This window comes from Actinomycetota bacterium, assembly GCA_013152275.1.
Lineage (GTDB): Bacteria > Actinomycetota > Acidimicrobiia > Spongiisociales > UBA4744 > BMS3Bbin01.
In genome coordinates this window covers 17701-39951 of sequence record JAADGS010000074.1, presented here as the reverse complement: position 1 = coordinate 39951, position 22251 = coordinate 17701, and the positions used below count along the sequence as shown (strand labels likewise).

25 protein-coding genes are annotated in these 22251 nt (G+C 61.2%); 11 read left to right on the top strand and 14 right to left on the bottom strand.

The features are described 5' to 3' along the window. The first annotated feature begins 20 nt into the window (after positions 1–20). The 3 genes from GXP34_12290 to GXP34_12280 all read left to right on the top strand — a co-directional run bounded on the left by GXP34_12290 (position 21) and on the right by GXP34_12280 (position 2502). On the top strand, positions 21–740 hold the full coding sequence (locus GXP34_12290) for a GntR family transcriptional regulator (GenBank protein ID NOY56752.1): 720 nt from the start codon (positions 21–23) through the stop codon (positions 738–740). Beyond that, positions 740–1237: a gamma-glutamylcyclotransferase gene (locus GXP34_12285; protein NOY56751.1), complete on the top strand. Its 498-nt coding sequence runs from the start codon at positions 740–742 to the stop codon at positions 1235–1237. Before GXP34_12290 ends, GXP34_12285 begins: the two co-directional genes overlap by 1 nt. A 593-nt stretch (positions 1238–1830) precedes the next feature. Next, positions 1831–2502, top strand: a complete 672-nt coding sequence (locus GXP34_12280) for a hypothetical protein (GenBank protein ID NOY56750.1) — start codon at positions 1831–1833, stop codon at positions 2500–2502. Here the strand turns inward: GXP34_12280 and GXP34_12275 are convergent. The 7 genes from GXP34_12275 to dnaA all read right to left on the bottom strand — a co-directional run bounded on the left by GXP34_12275 (position 2483) and on the right by dnaA (position 11564). Next, positions 2483–2977: a hypothetical protein gene (locus tag GXP34_12275; protein NOY56749.1), complete on the bottom strand. Its 495-nt coding sequence runs from the start codon at positions 2975–2977 to the stop codon at positions 2483–2485. The two genes, GXP34_12280 and GXP34_12275, sit on opposite strands and share 20 nt — an antisense overlap. 80 nt (positions 2978–3057) lie before the next feature. Next, the gene (gene gyrA / locus GXP34_12270; GenBank protein NOY56748.1) at positions 3058–5484 is read right to left on the bottom strand and encodes a DNA gyrase subunit A; all 2427 of its coding nucleotides are present in this window, start codon (positions 5482–5484) and stop codon (positions 3058–3060) included. Between the two features lie 10 nt (positions 5485–5494). Continuing rightward, a complete protein-coding gene (gene gyrB / locus GXP34_12265) occupies positions 5495–7414 on the bottom strand; it encodes a DNA topoisomerase (ATP-hydrolyzing) subunit B (protein NOY56747.1) in 1920 nt (639 codons plus the stop codon). A 145-nt stretch (positions 7415–7559) separates the two neighbouring features. After that, entirely contained in the window at positions 7560–7868 is a 309-nt protein-coding gene (locus tag GXP34_12260) for a DUF721 domain-containing protein (GenBank protein NOY56746.1), read from the bottom strand. Then, on the bottom strand, positions 7865–8947 hold the full coding sequence (gene recF / locus GXP34_12255; GenBank protein ID NOY56745.1) for a DNA replication and repair protein RecF: 1083 nt from the start codon (positions 8945–8947) through the stop codon (positions 7865–7867). The genes GXP34_12260 and recF overlap by 4 nt, the downstream gene beginning before the upstream one ends. After that, a complete protein-coding gene (gene dnaN, locus GXP34_12250) occupies positions 8948–10033 on the bottom strand; it encodes a DNA polymerase III subunit beta (protein NOY56744.1) in 1086 nt (361 codons plus the stop codon). Positions 10034–10211: 178 nt separating this feature from the next. Next, a complete protein-coding gene (gene dnaA / locus GXP34_12245; protein NOY56743.1) occupies positions 10212–11564 on the bottom strand; it encodes a chromosomal replication initiator protein DnaA in 1353 nt (450 codons plus the stop codon). A gap of 440 nt (positions 11565–12004) precedes the next feature. On the opposite strand from dnaA, the gene rpmH reads away from it, so the two are divergent. Genes rpmH through GXP34_12205 form a run of 8 tightly spaced genes read left to right on the top strand, consistent with a single transcriptional unit; the run spans position 12005 to position 16581 of the window. After that, positions 12005–12139 (top strand): 50S ribosomal protein L34, encoded by a 135-nt coding sequence (gene rpmH, locus GXP34_12240; protein ID NOY56742.1) that lies wholly within the window; start codon positions 12005–12007, stop codon positions 12137–12139. A gap of 46 nt (positions 12140–12185) precedes the next feature. After that, a complete protein-coding gene (locus GXP34_12235; GenBank protein ID NOY56741.1) occupies positions 12186–12470 on the top strand; it encodes a hypothetical protein in 285 nt (94 codons plus the stop codon). Further along, entirely contained in the window at positions 12463–12711 is a 249-nt protein-coding gene (gene yidD / locus GXP34_12230) for a membrane protein insertion efficiency factor YidD (GenBank protein ID NOY56740.1), read from the top strand. The genes GXP34_12235 and yidD overlap by 8 nt, the downstream gene beginning before the upstream one ends. Next, on the top strand, positions 12711–13505 hold the full coding sequence (locus GXP34_12225) for a YidC/Oxa1 family membrane protein insertase (GenBank protein NOY56739.1): 795 nt from the start codon (positions 12711–12713) through the stop codon (positions 13503–13505). The genes yidD and GXP34_12225 overlap by 1 nt, the downstream gene beginning before the upstream one ends. A 2-nt stretch (positions 13506–13507) precedes the next feature. Continuing rightward, the gene (locus GXP34_12220; protein ID NOY56738.1) at positions 13508–14335 is read left to right on the top strand and encodes a hypothetical protein; all 828 of its coding nucleotides are present in this window, start codon (positions 13508–13510) and stop codon (positions 14333–14335) included. Positions 14336–14350: 15 nt separating this feature from the next. Further along, the gene (locus GXP34_12215) at positions 14351–14968 is read left to right on the top strand and encodes a hypothetical protein (protein ID NOY56737.1); all 618 of its coding nucleotides are present in this window, start codon (positions 14351–14353) and stop codon (positions 14966–14968) included. Then, a complete protein-coding gene (locus GXP34_12210) occupies positions 14814–15752 on the top strand; it encodes a ParA family protein (protein NOY56736.1) in 939 nt (312 codons plus the stop codon). Before GXP34_12215 ends, GXP34_12210 begins: the two co-directional genes overlap by 155 nt. Continuing rightward, entirely contained in the window at positions 15742–16581 is an 840-nt protein-coding gene (locus tag GXP34_12205; protein ID NOY56735.1) for a ParB/RepB/Spo0J family partition protein, read from the top strand. The genes GXP34_12210 and GXP34_12205 overlap by 11 nt, the downstream gene beginning before the upstream one ends. Before the next feature lie 101 nt (positions 16582–16682). Here the strand turns inward: GXP34_12205 and GXP34_12200 are convergent, their stop codons facing one another. The 7 genes from GXP34_12200 to GXP34_12170 all read right to left on the bottom strand — a co-directional run bounded on the left by GXP34_12200 (position 16683) and on the right by GXP34_12170 (position 22075). Beyond that, on the bottom strand, positions 16683–17657 hold the full coding sequence (locus GXP34_12200; GenBank protein NOY56734.1) for a hypothetical protein: 975 nt from the start codon (positions 17655–17657) through the stop codon (positions 16683–16685). Between the two features lie 167 nt (positions 17658–17824). After that, positions 17825–18151 carry a thioredoxin gene (gene trxA, locus GXP34_12195; GenBank protein NOY56733.1) on the bottom strand — a complete coding sequence of 109 codons (327 nt, stop codon included), beginning with the start codon at positions 18149–18151 and terminating at the stop codon, positions 17825–17827. Positions 18152–18197: 46 nt separating this feature from the next. Beyond that, complete coding sequence (gene trxB, locus GXP34_12190; GenBank protein NOY56732.1) at positions 18198–19121, bottom strand: thioredoxin-disulfide reductase; 924 nt, start codon at positions 19119–19121, stop codon at positions 18198–18200. Next, the gene (locus tag GXP34_12185) at positions 19114–19398 is read right to left on the bottom strand and encodes a hypothetical protein (protein ID NOY56731.1); all 285 of its coding nucleotides are present in this window, start codon (positions 19396–19398) and stop codon (positions 19114–19116) included. The genes trxB and GXP34_12185 overlap by 8 nt, the downstream gene beginning before the upstream one ends. Positions 19399–19507: 109 nt before the next feature. Further along, positions 19508–20209 (bottom strand): hypothetical protein, encoded by a 702-nt coding sequence (locus GXP34_12180; GenBank protein ID NOY56730.1) that lies wholly within the window; start codon positions 20207–20209, stop codon positions 19508–19510. Next, positions 20202–20771, bottom strand: coding sequence for a sigma-70 family RNA polymerase sigma factor (locus GXP34_12175; GenBank protein NOY56729.1), 570 nt, complete (start codon positions 20769–20771; stop codon positions 20202–20204). Before GXP34_12175 ends, GXP34_12180 begins: the two co-directional genes overlap by 8 nt. Next, on the bottom strand, positions 20768–22075 hold the full coding sequence (locus GXP34_12170) for a hypothetical protein (protein NOY56728.1): 1308 nt from the start codon (positions 22073–22075) through the stop codon (positions 20768–20770). Before GXP34_12170 ends, GXP34_12175 begins: the two co-directional genes overlap by 4 nt. Between the last annotated feature and the right edge of the window lie 176 nt (positions 22076–22251).

Here is a 22251-nt window from a genome sequence, read left to right as displayed (position 1 = left end):
CCATGGGGAGTCTTTCTGCAATGGATGACAATCAACTGAAAACGGGCGCCACGACAGAAGTCCACGGCGGGTTGATCCGCCTCGGCGCTCGGCGAAGTCTCCGACGTGAAGCGACCGAGGTGTTACGTCGCTCGATCGTCCTCGGCGACCTCGTGCCCGGCACTTTGTACTCGGTGGCTCAGCTGGCCGATTCGCTCGGCACGTCGCGGACACCGGTTCGCGAGGCGCTTCTCGAGCTTGCCTCGCGAGGCATGGTGCAGTTCGAGCAGAATCGTGGCGTTCGCGTTGTCCCCACGTCGATCGATGATCTACGCGACATGTTCGAGGTACGGTTCCTTCTCGAGATCCCGGCGACGCGCCGTGCGGTCATGAACGCGTCGGAAGAGGCCGTTGCAGAGATGACCGAGATCCTCGAGCAGGAGGCCCGGGCCGGGAACGACAAGTACCGACTTCAGGAGCTGGATCGGGCCTTTCATCGCACGTTGCTGATGCAGGCGGGCAACCAGACACTGGTCGAACTCGTTGATCGGTTGAGAGACATGGTGCTGGTGCGACAAGCTTCGCACGACACCGACATCACCCACGATTTCTCGGCGGACCATCGAGCCATTCTGGCGTGCGTTCGGGCGGGCGATGCCGACGGTGCTGCGGCGGCGGTGCGCCGCCACCTCGAGGTGGCCGCAACCATCATCTCTGCAATGCCCGGGTTTGTGGATTCGACATCCGAGATCGGTTTCTGATGTCGTCACCGCTCCCAGACTCCATCCTCTACTTCGCCTACGGAACGCTGCTCGGCGCCACATCCATGCAGGGGCACTGCGCATCTGCCGTCCGCCGCGGCCAGGCGTATCTGCCCGACTACGAGCTTGCGCTGCAATGCTTCGGGGATGGGCCGCGAGACGGAGGGTGCGCTCTCAGCCCCCTCCCCGGAATGCAGACATTCGGTGTTCTGTACGAAATACCCGGCGACGAGTGGTCTGCTCTCAAGGAACTCTCAGGTGTCGGAACGGCCTATCGCGTCTTGCCGGTTGTTGTGTTCCTTGCAGATGGCAGCCGCGTCGAGGCGGAAACACTCACGATCACCAACCCCAAGGGCCCCTACCGGCCACCCGACGACTATCTCGACCTGATCACCGTCGGAGCAATGAGTGCCGAACTTCCTCTCGAGTACCAAGGGCACCTCCTGCGAATCGTCTCGCGAGCAGCGGCTCTCTCCAACCCCCCACCGGACGGGTAGGCCGTCGACCGATGCATGGAACGCACTTCGACGACCGTGCGTCGCCACCTACCGCGTTCCCGATCACGCCGGTACCGCACGGCCAGTAACGGAATCGGTGCCCCTGCAATTCACGCGGGCGGCCGCCCACTCTGCTCACCGGCTGTACCCGGCAGACTCCTGCCAGCGGTGGGCGCCTCTCGTTCCCTTCCGTAGGACGGTACGAGCGAATGCGCCGTCGACACCTGTGTGGCGCCACGTTGCGGGCAGCCTCGGCGAAGCTCACCTACGCCGACGTGTGAACAGAGCGTTCTTCCCGGTGGGTTCCCCACGAATCTCGAGCAGAAGAGCCACACCACCCAGACGATGGGTCCCACGCCGACCATCATCACCTCGTGTCCGGCCACAACCTCGGGGTCTGTACTTCCCTTCCCGGGAGCCTCCAGGTGCACCATCGGTCTCCTTGAAGACCTGTGCCATGCAGTCAGGGACCCGCCCTACACTTCGCCCATGCGCAAGTTCCTACTGGTTGCCCTTCTTGCCGTCGGCATCGTCGTTCTTCGACGTCGCTCTCCCCGTCCTGCGGCAGGGACCTGGGAACCCTTCAAACGCCTGTGAAGGTCGCCATTCACCAGAGCGGACCGCTTGGCAGCCGCGCGGCAAGCGTGCTGCTCGCCGAACGACGCCTCGACCTGCTCGGGCTCCTCGATCAGGAGCCGAGCGGAGACCCGAGGGTCGTTCGGGTCGAGGATCTCTCCGAATGGGATGTGCTCGTCTCGGATTCCACCACACCGGCAACCATCCTTGATCGAGCCACCGCTGCGAACATCCCGCTCGTTCTCGGCGCCGAACTCGACCGAACCGCGTCCATTCCTCTCTTCGCCGGAGCAGGCCTGATCGCCATCGCCCGATGCCTCGAACACGAATCCGGCATCGACGCCGCCCTGGTAGCAACGACCCGACCGGGAACCCCTCTCCGAAAGGGCACGCGAGTCGTCTTCCCACCTCCTGTCGGGCCTCTGAAGGCGTTGCAGCGTCGTGACGGTCTGTTCATCGCTCCAACCGACGGCGACTGGGGTGGCCTGATCATCAACGGGGACCGGCGATCCATCGGCGTCGCCGACCATGCCGCGTTCCTCGCGGGCATCGCCCTGGCCGCCGCTGCAGTGGTGATGGCGACGTTGCCGCTGCCTGTCGGAGCGGTCCGTGTGGGAGACGTTGCCGGCCCCTATCTCGACGCCGCCGAGAACGCCGGCCTCGAGATAGCTACGTTCCGGCGGCCTTGATCGGATTCTCGATGGCTTCGATCTCCTCGGTCGGGAGCTCTTGCTCACTGGTCGCCGGAGGGGTCGTCCACCGCTGCGGTGGACGAACGGGCGCAGGCGAGGCGGGGACGTTCAGGGTCTCTTCGAGAACGACGATCTCGATTCCTCCGACGACATCGGAGATCAAGTTGTACATGACCGCTGCGAGTGTGGTCAGTCCGGTCATCAACGCAGTCCACACCACCGAGAGGAACACGACGACGCGTAGGTACTGCTCTCCATCCGAGAAAAGCGATGCATCCTGATCGAGAAGAGTGATCTTCTTCAGGAAGTCCTCTATCGCCTGTGGGATTCCGGCATTCGTGATGATCGCCCAGAGAATCACGACAGCCAGGATGAAGACGAGACCCAACACCGCGTAGAAGACAAGGGACACCTTCATCACGGTCCACGGATCGAACTTGCGTACAACCCGGCGAACCCTTCGCACCGCCATAGATCTCAACTCCTCGTTCAGCGCGAGTGTACCGCCGGCTCACACAACCGCCACGGATAGGGCCCAAGACCTCCGAACGCTCAATCCTCGACGGGAGCGGGTGCGATTGCCGTGACCTCGACACCGGGGGCGACGTTCATGACCTTCACCCCCCTTGCGTCTCTCTTCTGACGGCTGATGGTCTTCGTGCCGATTCGGATCACGACACCATCGGACGAGATCACGAAGACCTCCGCTCCGGCGGCCACGGCTCTGCCTGCCACGAGGTGACCGCGAACCCGGGTCAGCTTCATGGATTTGACTCCGATACCACCCCGCCGCTGGATCGGGAACTCACTCATCTTCACGCGCTTCCCGTAGCCACCCGACGTGATCAGAAGGACCTCCTCACCGTCCTTGCTCGATGCTGCCGCAATGACCCTGTCTCCGTCGCGCAACCTGATCCCTCGAACCCCTCTCGTGGCCCTTCCCATCGGGCGCAGGTCTTTCTCCGAGAACCGGATCCCTTGACCATTGCTCGTAAACAGCAGCAGCTCGTCCTCGCCGTTCGTCGTACGTACGGCAACAACCTCATCGCCATCTTGGAGGCTGATCGCAACGAGTGTCGCATTCCTCGAGTCGTAGTCGTGAAACGCGGTCTTCTTGACCAGACCCATCTTCGTTACCATCACCAGATAGCGCGAGGTTTCATAGTCCCTGGTGTCGATCACGGCCTCGATACGCTCATCCGGGTCCAGCGGTAGTACGGCCTGTGCGAGCACTCCCTTGGCCGTCCGCTCCTTCCTGGGGATCTGATGCGCCTTCACTCGATGCACCTTGCCCCGATTGGTGAAGAACAGCAGGTAGGAATGCGCCGTCGTGTGCACCAGATGGTTGATCACGTCGTCTTCTCGCAGAGCCGCTCCCTGCACGCCGCGCCCACCCCGACCTTGAGACCGATACGTCCGAGCCAGGACCGATTTGAGATACCCGTTCCCCGAGACCGTCACGACGAGTTCCTCGTCCGCGATCAGATCCTCCAGAGACAGATCGCCATCGTCGGGAATGAGATGGCTTCGCCGCGCGTCGGCAAATCTCTCCTTGATCTCCTTGAGGTCCTCGGTGATGATCGCTCTGCGCCGCGCCGGGTCGGCCAGAATGGCCTCGAGGTCGGCGATGGTCCCCTCGAGCCTCTCCTGTTCGTCCCGGAGTTTGGTTGTTTCCAACGCGGTCAATCTCCGCAACTGCATGTCGAGAATGTGGTTCGCCTGGATCTCGGACAGCTCGAACTCTCTCATCAACGCCGCGCGCGCAACCGCCGTGTCATCCGAGTTCCGGATGATCGCGATCACCTCGTCGATGTTGTCCAGCGCTATGAGCAATCCCTCGACGATATGTGCCCTGCGTTTGGCCTCTTCGAGACGGAAGAGCGTTCTACGCTCGATTACCTCCATCTGGTGATCGAGGTAGTACCCGATCATTTGCGCGATGTTCATCGTCCGCGGAACACCATCGACGAGCGCAACCGCGTTCACACCGAACGTGTCCTGCAGCTGCGTCATCTTGAAGAGTTGATTCAGCACGACCTGCGGAATGGCGTCCTTCTTGAGTTCGATGACCAGCTTCGTCCCCACACGATCCGAGCTCGCGTTCCGGAGATCGGCGATACCGGTGATCTTCTTGCTGTGCACGAGTGCCGCGATCTTCTCGAGCACCCGGTCATGTGAAACCTGGTACGGCAGTTCGGTCACGATGATCGCCGTCCTGCCCTTGCGGATCTCCTGCACGTCGGTGACCGCCCGCATCTTGACCGATCCACGACCTGTCGTCAGCGCCTCACGAATCCCTCTCCTGCCGACCAGGTAGCCACCGGTCGGAAAGTCGGGTCCCTTGACGATGTCCAGGTAGGCCTCGACCGGTGCATCCGGATTCTCGAGTGCAAACAGCGCTGCATCGATGATCTCGCCCAGATTGTACGGAGGGATGTTCGTCGCCATGCCGACAGCGATGCCCGTCGACCCGTTGACGAGCAGGTTCGGGAAGCGAGCAGGCAGCACCACAGGTTCGGAGGACTCCCCCGAGTAGTTCTCTACGAAGTCGACCGTGTCCTCACGGATTCCCTCCAGGAGCCTCGTGGCGAGATGGGTCATGCGGCTCTCCGTGTACCGCATCGCCGCCGGCGGATCATCGACCGTGCCGAAGTTCCCCTGCTTGTCGATGAGTGGATATCGGGAGCTGAAATCCTGCCCCATCCGCACGAGTGCATCGTAGATCGCATCGTTGCCGTGCGGGTGGTAGTTCCCCATCACGTCACCAACGACTTTCGAACACTTCCTGAAACTGGTCGTAGGTCCCATATTCGATTCGAACATCGAATAGATGATTCGCCGTTGTACCGGCTTGAGTCCATCCCTCACATCGGGAAGCGCACGCGAGACGATGACCGACATCGCATACTCGAGGAACGACTTCTCCACCTCGTGGTTGATGTCGACCGCAGGGATCTCTGTGTCGTGACCGTCCGCCATCGGTTCTCCTTCAAACATCCAGGAAACGCACGTCTTTGGCGTTCTGCTGGATGAACAACTTGCGCGCTTTCACGTCATCACCCATCAACGTGGAGAAGACCTCTTCGGCGCGGGTCGCGTCCTCCAGGTCCACCCGCAGGAGACGGCGTCGTTCGGGATCCATGGCCGTCTCCCACAGCTCGGAAGCGTTCATCTCGCCAAGCCCCTTGAACCGGCTCACGTCCACTCGTTTCTTTCCCGCCTGTTCCCGGTAGGCGGCGAGCTCGGCGTCGTCGGCGAGATAGCTCACGTTCTTGCCCTGCTTCACGCGATACAGCGGTGGTTGTGCGATGTACACGTAGCCCGCCTCGATCAACGGTTTCATGTGCCGGAAGAAGAACGTGAGGAGGAGCGTACGGATGTGGGCACCGTCGACGTCCGCGTCGGTGAGCAGCACGACCTTGTGGTAGCGAGCTTTCGCCAGATCGAACTCTTCTCCAATGCCCGTTCCGATGGCTGTGATCAGCGCTTGGATCTCCGTGTTCTGGAGTGCCTTGGTCAACCGTGCCTTCTCGACGTTGATGATCTTGCCGCGGATCGGCAGGATGGCCTGTGTGTGGCTGTCCCGTCCCTGCTTGGCCGGGCCGGCGGCGGAATCACCCTCCACGATGAACATCTCGGACTCTTCGGCTTCGCGAGAGGAACAATCCGCCAACTTGCCCGGAAGGCTGGCCGACTCGAGCATGGATTTCCGTCGGGTCAGTTCACGGGCCTTACGAGCCGCCATCCGCGCACGCGAGGCGTTGATGGCCTTTTCGGCTATCGCACGGGCTTCACCGGGACGCCGTTCCAGCCATTCGGGCAGCATGCGGTTCAGCGTTTTCTCGACGTATCCGCGCACCTCCGTATTCCCCAGCTTCGTCTTGGTTTGTCCCTCGAACTGGGGCTCACGAACTTTCACCGAGATGATCGCCGTCAACCCCTCGCGAACGTCTTCTCCGTTCAGATTGAGGTCCTTCTCCTTCAAGATTCCTTTACTGCGAGCGAACTCGTTCAGTGCCCTGGTCAGGGCCTTTCTGAAGCCCTCTTCGTGTGTTCCACCCTCATGGGTATTGATGTTGTTCGCGAAGCTGAGAACCGTCTCGGTGTAGGAGTTTCTCATCCACTGCATGGCGACTTCGAGCTCTGCCTCTTCGGCGACATCTTCGAAATAGACGATATGCGGGTGTACGGGTTCTTTGCTCGCGCCGAGGTGTTTGACGAAATCGATGAGTCCGCCTTTGTACTGGAACACCTGCTCGACAGGTTCCTCGCCTCGCTCGTCCCTCAGGATGATCGTGATCCCTCGATTGAGAAACGCCATCTCTCTGAGGCGAGAAGACACAGTCTGGAAGTTGAACGTCGTCGTCTCCGTGAAGGTCTCGGTTGAAGGCCAGAACGTGGTCGTCGTCCCTGTCCTTCGGGCCGGCTTCACCTTCTTGACCGAGCCAAGAGGATTACCCAGGTGGAACGACTGAGACCACAGGAAGCCGTCTCTGGTCACCTCTACGTCGAGTCTCTCCGACAACGCGTTGACGACAGACAGGCCCACACCGTGCAGACCGCCGGAGACCTGATATGCACCTCGTTCGAACTTCCCCCCCGCGTGCAGCGTCGTAAGCACCGTGGTCAACGCCGACTCCTTGGTCTTCTGATGTCGATCGACAGGAATCCCACGCCCGTTGTCTTTGACCCGGACTCCCCCGTCGCTCAGCAGCGTCACCTCGATGCGAGAACAGAAACCGGCCATCGCCTCGTCGATCGAGTTGTCCACAACTTCCCACAAGAGATGATGCAGACCCCGGGGACCGGTCGAACCGATGTACATGCCCGGTCGCCGCCGTACGGGATCCAGACCCTCCAGGACGGTGATGTCCTTCGCGTCGTAGTCACTCGGCGTACGTTGATTCACTGGGCTCCTTCACAAAACAACGGCCCCGTGGCGGCACCCCCCGGTCCCCGCCCGAGCCTTGATTTACACACGTGTAAGTATAGCCGGACGACCCCCTCAACCCAAGACGGTCGATAGGGAAAAACCCTAGGAAAATCATGATGAATCAGACGGTCGGACGGCCCTGCCCGGTAAGCCGGATACGAACCTCCATCACCACACCCTCTCCGAGTTTCCTGTCCAAGGCAAGCAGGAGATCTCCGATCGTATACCGCAGGATGGAAGCCGCTGCAGGCGATGCCTCCACCGTCAGAACCGCCCTACGCAGGAGCACCGGTTTCGCGTGTTTGGCCCACTGCTCACCCGCAATCTCCGGCCAGTGCTCCGTCAGGTTCACAAATGCACCCACCTGTCCGACACCCCATTTCCCGAGTGCCGTGTCGATGATTCCCCGAATGCTCTCCAGGTCACTCACTGCACATGCCCCGCGATCACATCCCACCTCTTGCCTGCGAGGGGTACATCATCCGAACGGGCGGTCGTGATGAACGTCTGGGCCGCAGGAAGCGCGTCTGCCAGAGCAGCCGTCCGCCGCACATCCAGTTCAGAGAAGACGTCGTCCAGCAACAGGACGGGCATCTCGCCGATGATGTCCGCGACAGCCCCATGTGCCGCGAGTCTCAGACCGAGCATCAATGTTCTCTGTTCTCCCTGACTCGCCGCCCGTCGAGCGGAGAGGCCGCCAAGGAGGAAGCGGGGTTCGTCACGATGTGGTCCCAGAGAAGTCTGTCTTCGCTCCACATCCACCTTGCGATGTGACTCGAGTGCTCCCTTGAGCCTTTCCCGTAAGTCCTCAACGGGAACGTCGTCGATCGTAGCTCCCCAGGCGGAGACATACTCGAGTTCCACGTCCTGTCTCGCACCGGAGAGTCTCTGATAGATGTCCCCGACCCTCTCGAGGAGTAGGCGCGCCGCCGCCGCCCTGCGTGCCATCACCCTGGCACCCGCCTGCGACAGGCGCTCGTCCCATACTTGGAGGGTGAAGCGATCAACATGACCCGCTTTGAGGAGGGCATTACGCTGACGTAGCGCCTGCTCGAAATCCCTACGGTCCCCGTACGCTCCAGGCCACAGCTGAATGGCGGTGGCATCCAAGAACTCTCGCCGATACCCGGGACCCCTCTTGATGATCTCCAAATCGTCCGGTAGGAACGTCGCCACACGCAGATGTTCGAGGACCTCGGCGTTGCGAGCCGGCCGCCGACCATTTACCAGTACTCTCCGCCTACGCCCGATCGCTATCTCGATTCGGGACCCTCCATTGGCTCTCGTCACTTCACCCCTGAGGATCGCCTCCTCTGCTCCCTGACGCACCAGAATGTCCTCCGGAGCTCCACGCACCGACTGGAGCCCTCCGAGATACGCGATCGCCTCGAGGAGATTCGTCTTCCCAGAGCCATTGGGTCCCACGATCACGTTCACCCGTTCCGTCGGCGTGATCCGCTCCCTGGTGTACGACCGAAAGTCGGTGAGCTCGATCCAATCGAGCTTCATTCAGATACGCACCGGCATCAACAGGTAGAGGAACGAATCGTCGTCTACTCCCTTGAGTACGGCAGGTTTCAAACCATCCATCACTTGAAGTTGTACCTGCTCGCTGGTGATCGCCGAAACGCCCTCACTCAGATACCGGGGGTTGAACGCGATCAACACCTCCTCGACGGAGCCCTCGAAGGTACCGTTGATGTGCTCGACCTCCCCGCCGACATCCTGCCGGGTGACCGTCATCTCCGCACCTCCCTCCATCATCTTGATACGCACCGGAATATGGTCTTCCGCAACGAGCCCCGCACGACCGAGCGCCTCGAGAAGTTGCTCTTTGTCCACAATCAGTCGATTCGGGTGCGACTCCGGGAGAAGTTGCCGGTAGTTCGGGAAGTTGCCCTCGATCAGCCTCAACGTAAGGCTTCCTCGCTCCGACCCGAACACGGCTTCCCTGTTTCCCACAGCTACCTGAATCTGTGCTGCTCCGATCGTGCGGCTGAGCTCCTTCAATCCCTTGGCCGGCACGAGCCCGGCCTCTCGAAGAGCAAACCCTTTGATCTCCCGCACGGCGAGTCGGTAGGAATCGGTAGCCACCAGGCGCAAACCCTCCTCCCCCGGCTCCAGCAGTACGCCCGTCAAGATGGGCCGAGCAGCATCAGTTGAAGCCGCAATCCCAACCTGGGCGATCGCGTTCCCCAACGCGTCGCCGGCCACGGCGACCGACCCCTCCAGATTCGGTTCCCCGAGATCGGGATAGTCGGCCACAGGAAGCTCACGCAGACTGAATTGAGGACCCCGCCCCGTGATGACGACTTCCCCGTTCGTCGACTCGATCGTGACCACGCCGATCGGCATCTTTCGAATCGCCTCGGTGGCCAACCGGGCGGGAACCACGGCACGGCCCTCCTCCTGCACGTCGACCGCCGCAGTCGTCCGAATCGTTGCTTCGAGATCGGTTCCGGTGACGCGAAGCTTCGACCCGACTGTCTCACAGAGCACACCCTGCAGAATCGGTTGCGCCGGGCGCTGGCCTACGGCCCGGGCTGCCCGGGAGAAGACATCGGTGAGTTCATCTCTTTCTGCACGTATCCGCACCGTAACTATCCCTTCTTTATTTGTTCATCAACGGTAGTAGTCGTAGTAGGCCTGTGGATTGGGGACAAGTACGAAAAGGGGCAGGTGAGAGGGGCGTTTGTGAGTCGCCGAGTTTGTGGAAGGGTCCGCGCGTTCTCCACAAGGTCGTGTCGAGCAGCCGAAGGTGATGTGGACAAGGTCAAGTTCTCCTCAGCTGCTGGGAGAGGGCTGTGACTTTCTCGAAAACCTGAGGGTCGCTGGTGATGAGCGTGTTGATTCTGTCGATGCCGTGCATGACGGTCGTGTGATCTCTACCGCCGAATAGGGCGCCGATCTTGGGAAGGGAGAGATCGGTCAGTTCGCGGCAGAGGTACATCGCAACTTGTCGGGAACGGACAAGGGGTTGTTTGCGACTGGGGCTACGGAGGTCGGTGACGGCAAAGCCGTAGGCGGCCGCGGTGGTGGCAATGATCTCGTCGGCCGTGATAGGTCGAGGCATGCCCTCGGGAGTCAGATCTTGCAGGACGTCGCGAGCGATCTCGAGCCTGATCTGTTGGTCGGTGAGTGCCGCATACGCGGTTACACGCGTAAGGGCTCCTTCGAGCTCGCGGATATTGGCGCGTACGTGTTGGGCGATGAAATGTAGAACTTCTTCCGGGACGGGAAGAGGTGCGTATTCGGCGTTCTTGCGGAGGATGGCGAGTCGCGTCTCCACATCCGGAGGCTGGATATCGGTCAGAAGCCCCCATTCGAAGCGACTCCGAATACGGTCCTCCAGTGTGGAGAGCTGCTTTGGGTGGCGGTCACAACTGAACACCATCTGTTTTCCCGACTCGTACAGGGAGTTGAAGGTATGGAAGAACTCTTCCAGAATTTGTTCTTTACCTTCGAAGAACTGGACGTCGTCCAGCAGGAGGACGTTCGTCGTTCTGTAGCGGCTCTTGAACTCGTCCATACGCTTGCGGCGGATACCGTCGATGAACTCGTTGAAGAAGCCCTCCGAGGTCATGTAGCGTACGACGCTGTCGGGATTGAGCTCGTGGTATTGATGTCCAACCGCTCGGAGCAGATGTGTCTTGCCGAGTCCTGCACCCGCATAGATGAACAGAGGGTTGTAGTGCATGCCCGGGCGCTCGGCCACGGCCATGGCGGCGGCGTGTGCAAAACGATTGGATTGGCCGACGACGAAGTTGTCGAAGGTGTACTTGGCTCCCAGGAAACTCTGTTGTTTGGGAACCGGCGTCTTCGCCTGGGTGGTGGGTTCCTCTTCTTCCCAGTCCTGGCTCGCGGCGTGTTCGGACGTGTCGACGGAGAACGAAACGGAGACTTGAGGACCGAACACCGCCTGGGCTGCCTCGTTCAGGATCACAGCGTGTTTCTCACGCACCCAACGGACGTGGAACTCACTGGGCGCGACGACACGAAGGCGGTCGTCGGCGAAGTGGTAGGTCAGATGCGCAAACCATGTTTGCCAGGTGACAGGGCTGACCCTGGCGCGCAGGGCAGACTCGAGGGTCTCTCCATCCCATGTCGACGATTGTGCTTCCGCCACGTTTCACCTCCTTGTCTCTACCGATCCACAGAACTATCCACAGGATGTGGAGAACATTGACCCCGAGGGCAGTTCCGAGTTTCAACTTCTTACCGGGTCACAGCGGTTCGGAAGCCCCCTCGGGGAAGTGAGGCGGGCCAAAAGCCTCCGGCGAGCAGCGAGTATATGGACACCCACCCGCTTGCTCAAGAGTGACAAAAGTGGCGCTGCGGGACCTTCTCGACACCGACAAGACCTGCCAATCGCCTGCTTATCCTCCCATTATGATCGGAGAAGATGGCCGGAGAAGATGGCCGGATGACGCCGTCGAGCAGGAAACCGGATTTCGCGACCTGAGGAAAAACTTCGCGTTTTCCACAACGAGGCCGTTGTGGTCCTTTGACAACGATGATACCCACTCGTAACCTCTCAGCGCACTCCCACACCTCTTTGGATTCATCATGAAACGCACGTACCAGCCGAATGTTCGACGCAGAAAACGAAAGCATGGGTTTCGCGCACGCCTCCGAACCCGAGGAGGCCGTGCCGTCCTCGAGCGCCGCCGGCGCAAAGGCCGGCAGCGCCTCTCCGCGTAGCGGCCGTCGCTACCTCCCTCTTCGAGGCCGTAAACGTTTTGCCGACGTGTTCGGCACAGGTGTGCGGCGACGCCGAGGAGGCGTCACCGTCGTGCGCGGCCGCGCGTACGACGAGGTGGCGGCCGTGGGCATCGTGGCGAGCAGGAAGAAGGTGGGCGGTGCGGTACAACGCAATCGGGCGAGGCGACGGATACGGGCGGCACTCGATTGTCTACCGTTGCGAAAAGGAAGCTACATTGTGATCGCTTCCAAGGAAGTTCTGGAGGCACCTTTCGAGGTCTTGGTACGGTGGCTGGAGGCTGCCGTGGAGGAGGAATCCCTACGTGAGTGAAGAGGTTCGTGGGCCCGCGGCACTCGTCGTGCGAGCGGCGATTCGGGCGTATCGGCGCCTGCTCTCACCTGCGCTCGGGAAGAGTTGTCGCTATACGCCGACGTGTTCGCAATACGCGTTGGAGGCGGTGGGACGCTTCGGAGCACTCAAGGGCGGCTGGATGGCGTGCAGACGCATTGCTCGCTGCCATCCTCTTCACGAGACCGGCTATGACCCGGTTCCGTCCCGAGGCGACGGCTGATGTTGGATTCACTTGCGCGCATGATCGGGCTCCCCATGAGCCTGTTCTACGACGTGATCCCGAACTATGGGATTTCCATTATCTTCCTGACGTTGTTGATCAACCTGATTCTGTTCCCGTTGACGCTGAAACAGACTCGGTCTACACGAGCGATGCAGGAGATTCAGCCGGAAGTCAAGAAACTACAGAAGAAGCACAAGGAAGAGCCGGAGTTGCTGAACAAGGCGATGATGGCCCTCTACAAGGAGAAGGGTGTGAGCCCTGCCGGGTGTGTGCTTCCGATGCTGGTCCAGATGCCGATCTGGTTTGGGTTGTTTCGACTCCTCCGGAGCCCCGAGAAGTTCATGCCAGAAGGATCCAATATTATCCATGCTCTCCAGGCGGGACTTCCTTCATTCTTGGGTATGGATCTCGGTGTGACACCGAAAGATGCGCTCTCGTCCGGCTGGATCGGAGCAATCCCCTACCTGTTGGTGGTGCTCCTGGTCATCGGCTCCGGTTGGATCCAGTCAAAGCAAGCCATGCCGGCCTCGTCCGACGGAGCAGGGCAACAGGCGCAAATGATGACGAAGATGATGCCGCTGCTTTTCGGTGTCTTCTCGTTCAGTTTTCCGGCGGGCCTCAATCTCTATTTCGTGACCTCCAACCTGTTTCGTATTGGCCAACAGTCACTGATCTTCAGACTCGACGGTCGACCCGCAGCTCCGAAGGTGGAGGAGCAGGAGGTTGAGGAGAAGCCCGAGGGGAAACACCAGGGGTCTCGGAAGAAGCGTAAGCGTCGGAGGAGGAAGTAATCGTGGAATGGGTCGAGGTCAGAGGACCGACGGTCGAACTCGCCGTCCAGGCAGCGGTGGAAGAACTGGGGTTGGCCTCCCCTGATCAAGCGAACATTGAAGTTCTGCAGGACGCCGAGCGTGGCTTCCTTGGTCTGGGCCGTAAGGACGCCATAGTCAGAGTGCAGGCGAAGCCGAAACGTCGGCGCCGGCGCTCGAAGAACGCGAAGCCCGGTAACCAACGTGGCAGGAAGCCAGAGAGCAACGACGAAGCTGAGCGTCCGAAAGAGCAGAAGAGGCCGCAGAAGCAGCAGAAGAGATCGCAGAAGAAAGAGCAGAAGAGGCCGCAGAAAGAGCAGAAGCGGCAAGAACCATCCGGCGAGGAGGGCAAGAAAGTGCGTGAGGAGCAGGCTGAGGTTGTTGGGTCCTTCTTGCGCGGATTGCTGGAAGCGTTCGGGTTGGAAGGCGAGGTCACGACGAGGGTCGAGGATGACATCATCTATGCGGATGTCGCTGGAAGCCAGGCAGAAGCGCTGATCGGCCCCCACGGGACGGTTCTCCAGGCAATCCACGAGCTGTGCAAGACCGTGATCCAGCGAAAGACGCGGGAATCTGCCCGGATCCGGCTGGATATCGGTGGTTACCAAGAGCGACGCAAGGAGGCGTTGCGTATTTACGCGCGCCGACTTGCAGAACAGGTGATCGAGGAACAGTCCGAGATCATGCTCGAGCCCATGAATGCGGGCGAGCGAAAAGTGATCCACGACGCCGTGGCTGATATCGAGGGAGTGCAGACGTACTCCGAAGGCGAAGAGCCACATCGTTCGGTCGTCTTGTCGCCGAAGGACTGAACCCTCGAGTTTCACGTGAAACCCGACCCTCAACCACAGATCAGCAAGTGGTTGAGGGTCGATCTTTGTGCGGAGCAGTGGGAGGTTCTGAGAGAGTTTGAACGATGGCTCTCCGAAGAGGCGATACCTGCGGGCCTCCTCTCCCCCGGCGAAGAGAAGCGGATCTGGACCCGGCATATCGTTGACAGCCTGAGTTTCTCCGTTGGATGGGCGGGCGATCCGCCACCGGGACGGCTGATGGATGCGGGCTCGGGAGCGGGACTGCCGGGTATTCCACTCGCGATAGCGTTCCCACAAACCACGGTGACCTTGCTGGACCGGTCGGTCAAGCGCGTGCGGTTGTTGAGAAGAGCCATTCGGGTCCTGGGACTGGGCAACGTGGAGGCGATCGCTGGTGACATACGGGAGCAGCGGGCGTGCGAGGGCGTCGTGATGCGGGCGGTGCTCGGTCCTCGTGAGGCAGTGCGGGTCATGGGGAATGTGCTGGTGCCAGGAGGGAAAGGGGTCATCGGATTGGCGCATCGCCGTACGGCCGATCCGGGATGGAGACATCTGGGTGGGCGTGTCGTGCAGGTACCGGTCCTTGACCCTTCAGGATGGCTGCTTATCATGCAGCAGTGTGGAGACCAATAGACACACAACAATCGTTGCCATCACCAACCAGAAGGGCGGCGTGGGCAAGTCCACCACCGCGATCAACCTTGCTGCAACACTTTCGTTTCGGGGGAAACGCATTCTGGTCGTGGACCTGGATCCGCAAGGAAACGCCACGTCGGGGTTCGGTTTGGACCGCGGGGCGGTGAGAGTATCCACATACGACGTTCTGATCGGCGGAGCTGCAATCGAGGATGCCGTCGAAGGAACGAGCTACCGAGACCTGTTCGTTGTTCCCGCCACAATCGATCTCGCCGGTGCAGAGATCGAGCTGGTCTCGATGTTCTCGAGAGAACTTCGGCTCCGGAACGCGCTGAGAGATATGGACGATGAGTACGACTTCGTACTCATGGATTGTCCACCGTCCCTGGGGCTTCTCACCGTGAATGCACTTGCTGCAGCGGACGAGGTACTCATACCGATTCAATGTGAGTACTACGCTCTGGAAGGCCTGAGCCAGTTGATGCAAAACATCGAACTGGTCAGTGGAAACCTCAACCCGGAACTGGGAATCGGCGGTGTTGTGCTGACCATGTATGACGGGAGGACGAATCTCTCTGCGGACGTCGTTGCGCAGGTCCGAGAGTTCTTTGGAGAGATCGCCTATCGGACCGTGATCCCAAGGTCGGTGCGACTGTCCGAGGCGCCTTCGTACGGGCAACCGATCGAAGCATTCGATCCCATGAGCCGTGGCGCCATCGCTTACCGACAATTGGGGAGGGAGTTCATCGATCGCCATCAGGGAGGTGAGAATGCCGAGTAGAAAAAGTGGTCTTGGTCGAGGCCTCGAAGCCCTGATTCCAAAGACCGAGCGGACATTCTCGATCGTTCCGATTGAGAAGATACGGCCGAATCCGCGCCAGCCGAGAGAGCACTTCGACGAAGAGGCGCTGGCCTCTCTCGCCGCCTCTATCCAGGAGGTAGGGCTACTGCAACCGGTGATCGTGAATGAAGACGACGATGGTGTCTACACCCTGGTCGCAGGCGAGAGAAGGCTGCGCGCCGCCCGGAAGGTGGGCCTCTCCGAGTTGCCGGTAATCATCAGACAAGGCGAAGACGACAAACTCCTGACGGAGGCGTTGATCGAGAATCTGCAACGCGAGGATCTCTCGGTGCTCGAGGAAGCGGCTGCCTATCAGCAACTACTGGACGACTTCTCCTTGACGCACGAGGAAGTCGGAAGGAGAGTCGGCAAATCCAGATCGGCCGTGACGAACATTCTGCGGCTGCTGCAATTGCCTGCGTCCATCCAAGGGATGCTGGAGCGGGGCCTGCTGAGCGGTGGACACGCACGAGCTCTCCTCGGGTTGGAGGATAGGGCGTTCTGCGAACATGTGGCTCGGAAGGCGGCCGAGGAAGGTTGGTCGGTTCGACAGGTCGAGGATGCGGTACGAGCACGTAATCGTACGGGAGAAAAGGCGAGAACGGCCAAGGTTCCGCGGCCGGCGGCAATCATCGCTCTCGAAGAGCGGCTTCAAGATTCTCTCGGGGCTCCGGTCCATATCCGATACGGCGCGAAGAAGAAGGGGAAGATCTCCATAGAGTTCTCCTCATTGGACGACTTGGAGCGAATCTTCAAAGACCTCCTCTGAAGACGTGCGAGCGAAGGGGATCTGGCGACATCGAGCTGCCGCCCGTGTCGGGCACAATAGCGTCACGTGACGTAATGGCCGGAAACGAACTCCCCTCCTGATCACTCATCGGCGAGATCTCTTGCGTGGGAGAAGAATGAGGAGAGTGCTCGTGCCACCAAGGTTCCAAGTTCCGCGTCGGGGGAGAGGTGACAGATGACGACGGCGGGAGCGCGGGTCTCCTTGAGAAGCGACTGGGCGCGTCCGTCGACAGGCAAGGAAAGCTCTGCGCCGAGGTGTGCTGCGAGAGCGGCACCTGCCTCACTGTGGCTCTTCGACGATGCGAAGAAGGTGACGAGCGGGCCCGTGCCTGCAGGGAACCGGAAGCCGACGATCAGGTCCGCTCCCAGACGATTCGCGCGTAGGGCTCGGATTCTCTCAGGTGGTCTGGCATCGGCACTGCGCGCGAGCAGAGGGATGGCTCCCAGTTCCTGGATGACTGTTGCCACCGCGACGGCTGCATCCCACGTGGCCCGCGCCTCTTCATCCAGCCCGCAGGCAGCGTCGATGAAGACCCGGGCTCCTGCGATCGAGCGGGGGAGACCGCGGAGCCACTCTCGCTCGCGGATCGCCTCCCGTCCGGTCTTTCGTGTGGCTTTGGACACGAGATCGAGTTCGGCGACGATCTCGGGTCCTGCGACACCATCTTCGGAGAGCCATCGGTTCTGCTGGAATTCGAGCACTGCACGAACCGTGTTGGGACCGAAGATGCCGTCGACCTTGCCCGCATCGAAACCGAGGGCATTGAGTCGCCGCTGGAGCTCCGCGACGTCGTCACCTCGAAACATGGGCCGTTTGTTGTAGAGGAGTCGGTCCCCGAGCTTGTATCCGGCCTCGTAGAGGGCCCGCCACGTGTCCTGTCCGATGATCCCGTCTGCAGGGAGGCCACGCTCTGATTGGAAGGAGATCACGGCTGCTCGTGTAGCCTCGCGGAACTCGCCGGGAGGGTCGTCGCTGCAAGGAAAACCGAGCGCGCCGAGTCGGATCTGGATGTCGCGAATAGGCGCTCCTGATGAGCCGAGACGGTAGAGCCTCATGGCCCTCATCGTTGCAGATTCACGCGAAAGAAGGTACTCGGCAGCGGAGTTCGAGTGTCGGGCGAGCTGGAGGGGAGTCGAGTATCCATCCACATCGCGCGCCAAGGCTTCGGGCAGTTACAGGCCACCACGGTCGCCGCTGCATCGGTTGACGCAGCGGCAGGACCTCACCCGAGGAATTGCGCGAGTTCGGCCACCATTGCGTGCTTTGGTCGAGCACCGACGATACGTCGCTGCTCTTTCCCCTGATGAAAGAGAATCATCGTAGGGATGCTCATGACGTCGTAGGCCGCCGCGAGGGAAGGGTTCTCGTCGACGTTCAGCTTGCCGATGGTGATCTTCCCGGGATACTCGCTCGCTATCTCATCGAGAACCGGTGCAACCATGCGGCAGGGCCCGCACCACTCGGCCCAGAAATCCACCAGGATCGGAGTGTCCGCATCGATGACTTCGGCGAAATTGTCGGCAGTGACGGTCAGGGTGTGTTCGGCCAAGAGGCGCCTCCTCGGATCGTGTCGTAGAACCTCGGGCGGTTCGAGTTCATTCCTGTGTTTCAAGCCACCGGCGGGCGTCGATGGCGGCTCGTGCTCCTGTCCCGGCCGCTGTGATCGCCTGACGATAGAGAGAATCGGCGACATCGCCGGCTGCGAACACGCCGGAGGTGGACGTCTGTGTGGAAGCGGGACCGGTCAGGGAGAGATAGCCGACCTCGTCCATCTCGAGCTGTCCCCTGAAGAGACCCGTGTTGGGCTCGTGGCCGATCGCAACGAACACGCCACTGATCCGCATCTCGGTCACCGCACCGGTCTTGACGTTACGAAGGCGCACGGCGTCGACTTCATCTTCACCGAGCACTTCTTCGAGCACCGTATCCCAGATGACGTTGATCTTGGGATGTGCCAGTGCCCGTTCCGTCATGACCGCAGAAGCGCGAAAAGCGTCGCGCCGATGCACGATATGGACCGTCGAAGCAAACGTGGTCAAGAAGAGGGCTTCCTCCATGGCCGTATCCCCGCCACCGACCACGATGATCTCCTGGTCCCGGAAAAAGAAGCCGTCACACGTCGCGCACGAGGAAACACCGCGACCGACGAGGCGATCCTCACCAGGAATCCCCAACCACTTGGCCGAGGCGCCGGTGGATACGATCACGGACCTGGCCGAATACTCATCGGCGCCGGCCCAAACCTTGAAGGGTGAAGTCGTGAAATCGACCTTCGAGACATCGGAAGTGACCATGCGCGCACCAAAGCGCTCGGCCTGTTTGCGCATACGATCCATGAGCTCGGGTCCAAGCAGCCCGTCGGGGAAGCCGGGAAAGTTCTCGACCTCGGTGGTGAGCATGAGTTGTCCGCCTGCCTGGCTTCCCTCCAGGACGAGGGGAGCATTACCTCCCCTGGCGGCGTAGAGGGCCGCGGTGAGCCCGGCCGGGCCCGATCCGATGATGATGATCTCTTCAGTCATTGTCGTCCTTGGGGTTGCGCTTCAACCACACGAACACTCCGGCGGCAAGGAATAGTCCACCGAATGCCGCGTAGGCGCCTTCCATCGTCAAGGGGACGGCGACGACGCGAAAGATCGCCACGATCAGATAGATGACCGCCAGTAGGGCCAAAACGAATGCCACGAGACCCGCCGTGGCGATGCGAATGCCCCGCGCGAGCCGATCGACCGTGAGGGAGCGGATCTTCGTGGCAACAGTCTCGAGGAGGTCCGCGAAGCGTGTGGCCATGTCGTTCATAGAGCCACTGAGGATAGCCGCACCAGCGAACCCAAGGCACGTAGCGACCCTGTGGGCATCCGTGAGCCCAGGGTTCGGAGAGATTCTCGACCGAGACGATCGGATCTCGTTATGGCGTTGGGATGCGTTGGATCAAGGCGCAGGTGTCGGCGTCGAAAATCAGGGCGGTTCTCGGATAGACGTAGAGCAGTGCGTCACGATCATCGACCGTGACGTAGGCGACGGCGACGGCGGGTCGGGTCGCTTCCTGTAATGCTTGCGCGTCACAGACATGCTCCTGGAGGGGGGAAGATTCAGGAGTGGACCGGGAGCTTTCGGCGCGAAGACGGTTGGCGAGTTCGCGCAGATCGGAGGTGAACGCCGCCGGGGCGGGGGCAACGCCGAGGTCTCGAGCGCTCTCCTGCGAGGTGATGGAATCTTCGGCGCCCTTGGTGGCGGCCGCCGTGGTCGAGACGGCGATTGTGGGGGCGGCACTCTCGCTAGTGACACTGCCTCCGCGACCGAGCAGGGAGGCGACACCCACCACCATCACAAGAGCTGCTGCTGCGGCAAAAGCGGGAGCGAGGCGCAGCCAACGTGATGGCTTGGGTGTGGTGGCACGGCGGATGGCTCGATGAAGTGAGGCCCGCTCGATCTCTGTCATTGCAGGTTTCACCGCCTGGCGCATGAAGGTGAGCGCCTGGCGTTGATCTTCGAGGTCGCGGGAGCAGTGTTCGCAGGAGGCGATGGCGGCCTCGGCAGCGACGAGATCACTTCCGGCGAGCCGGCCTTCGGCGACGGCTGCAACGCGTTCGATGTCGTGATCATGCATAGTCATCGTCCTTTTGATGCGCGGAGACATCGTGAAAGTTCCGGAGTGTCTCCGCGAGGAGTTTTCTGCCCCGGTGGACGCGCGATTTCACGGTGCCGGTCGGCACCTGGAGGATTTGCGCAACTTCATCGAGGGAAAGGTCTTCGAGGTCGACAAACACGACCGCTGCCCGGAACTGAGGTGGCAGGGATGCGAGCGCCTCCAGGAGGTCGGGACGAAGCTCGGCAGAGACGAGAGCGTCTTGCGAGGCCAGGTCGGGAGGATCCGAGGATTCCGGCAGGGGAACCGTTCGTCTGCGCTTGGCCTTGCGAAGACGGTCGTAGCAGGTGTTCATGGCCACTCGGTACAGCCACGTTCCGAATGTTGAACGACCCGAGAACTGATGGGCTTTACGGAAGACGGTGAGGAAGGTCTCCTGGGTTGCCTCGAGGGCATCGTCTCGGTTGCCGAGCATGCGGAGGCCGAGACCGAAGACACGATCCTCATGACGCAACATCAATTCGTCGAATGCACGATGGTCTCCGGCCAGGAAGCGATCCAGGAGCACCTGATCACTGTTCATGAGCCGAACTCGATTTCGCCGATCGATGTGAAGTAGCCATCGTCCTGCTGGGGCAGCTCGGTCAGCCAGAGCAACCAGAGACCTCCGGTGCGGCGGGGGAGTTGGAGGGAGATGCTCTCGCCGGCAACGGTGCCACCGGCGATCCGGGTCCATCCGGAGAAATCAGTCGGGATTTCCTGGGCCCACAGCAAACTGTAGGTGGTGCCATCGCTCACTGCCTTGGCCCGGAAGGTGGCCGGGGTACCGGTCACCACAAAGGCGACACCCACCCCCTTCTTGATGAGCGGAAGGGGATCGTAGTAACGCTCGGTTCTCCATGACGTCGTGATGTCCCCATCGGTGAGTAGGGGAAGGCTGCGATCGTGTTCCACGTTGTCACCGTAGGGATCGATCACGAGGGTTTTGATGATGGAGACAGCCGAAGTCGAGTGGGGGGTCGTCGTGGAAGTCGTGGTCATCGGGGGGAGAATCGTGGCAGGTGTCGTCGACGTCGGCGGCCGTGCAGGGAACAACGCGGGCGAATCGGATCCGGAGGAGAGAAGAAGGCCGAGGGTGACGAGACCGGCGGCCAGGGCGAGCAGTAGGAAGGCGGGTGTCAGCCAGCGCCAGGTCCAGCCACTGGAGCGCTCGGGAGCCTTCGGCACGTTTGGCGCGGCCTGCAGAGCGGCAGCGAGCCCTCGAGCATCGAGGACGCCGGATCGTGCCTCTGCAAGCGCCTCGTCGACCGTTGGCGAGACTCCGTCGACGAGTTGCGATGGCGGCGCGAACGCGGCCGTGTCGCCGGTCAAGCAGATCTGGAGTGTGTCGGCCAGCGCCGCGACGTCGGCAGCGGCATCGGTCGAGGTCGGTAGTCGCCCGAAAGCGCCGAGTTTGGCGGGATGTGCCTTGGAGAACCTGACGGCAGAAGGGTCGATCATCCCGTGCAGTACGGAGGCTCGATGCATTGCCGCCAAAGCACCGGCCAGACCGGCGGCGTTGGTGATGAACTCCTCGGGCGTCATGGTCTCGCCGCCGTTGAGGCGATCCTGCATGGTGACTCCGCCGGTCCACTCGGTCACGGAGTAGGCACCTCCCTCGACTTGCGCGGCCGTGTATACGTTCGCAAGATGCATGTGCGCTACACCGGAGACCCCACGCAGCGACATCACGAACTGCTCTCTGCGACTGGACGTGGTCTCTGGCCCCAGAGCCCGAATAAGAACCGGTCGATCGAGCAGCGTGTCGGTCGCCAGCCATTCCTCGATATCGCCGTCACGACCGAGTCTCTGCTCGAGCCGATAGCGATCTGGAAGCGGCGGTGGCATGTCGCCTCCTGCAGCGGGAACCCTACAGGCAAACAGTATATGGCAAGGGCGCCCTTGCACGGATTCTCCCGAGAGGGTGGGGCGCCCGTTGTGAGGCAGCCAAGTCCTGGCCGTTGCGCTCGCCCCGTCGTCTTGGGTCGGTGCTGCACGGCGGTACTCGGTACCGCGAGCGAAGC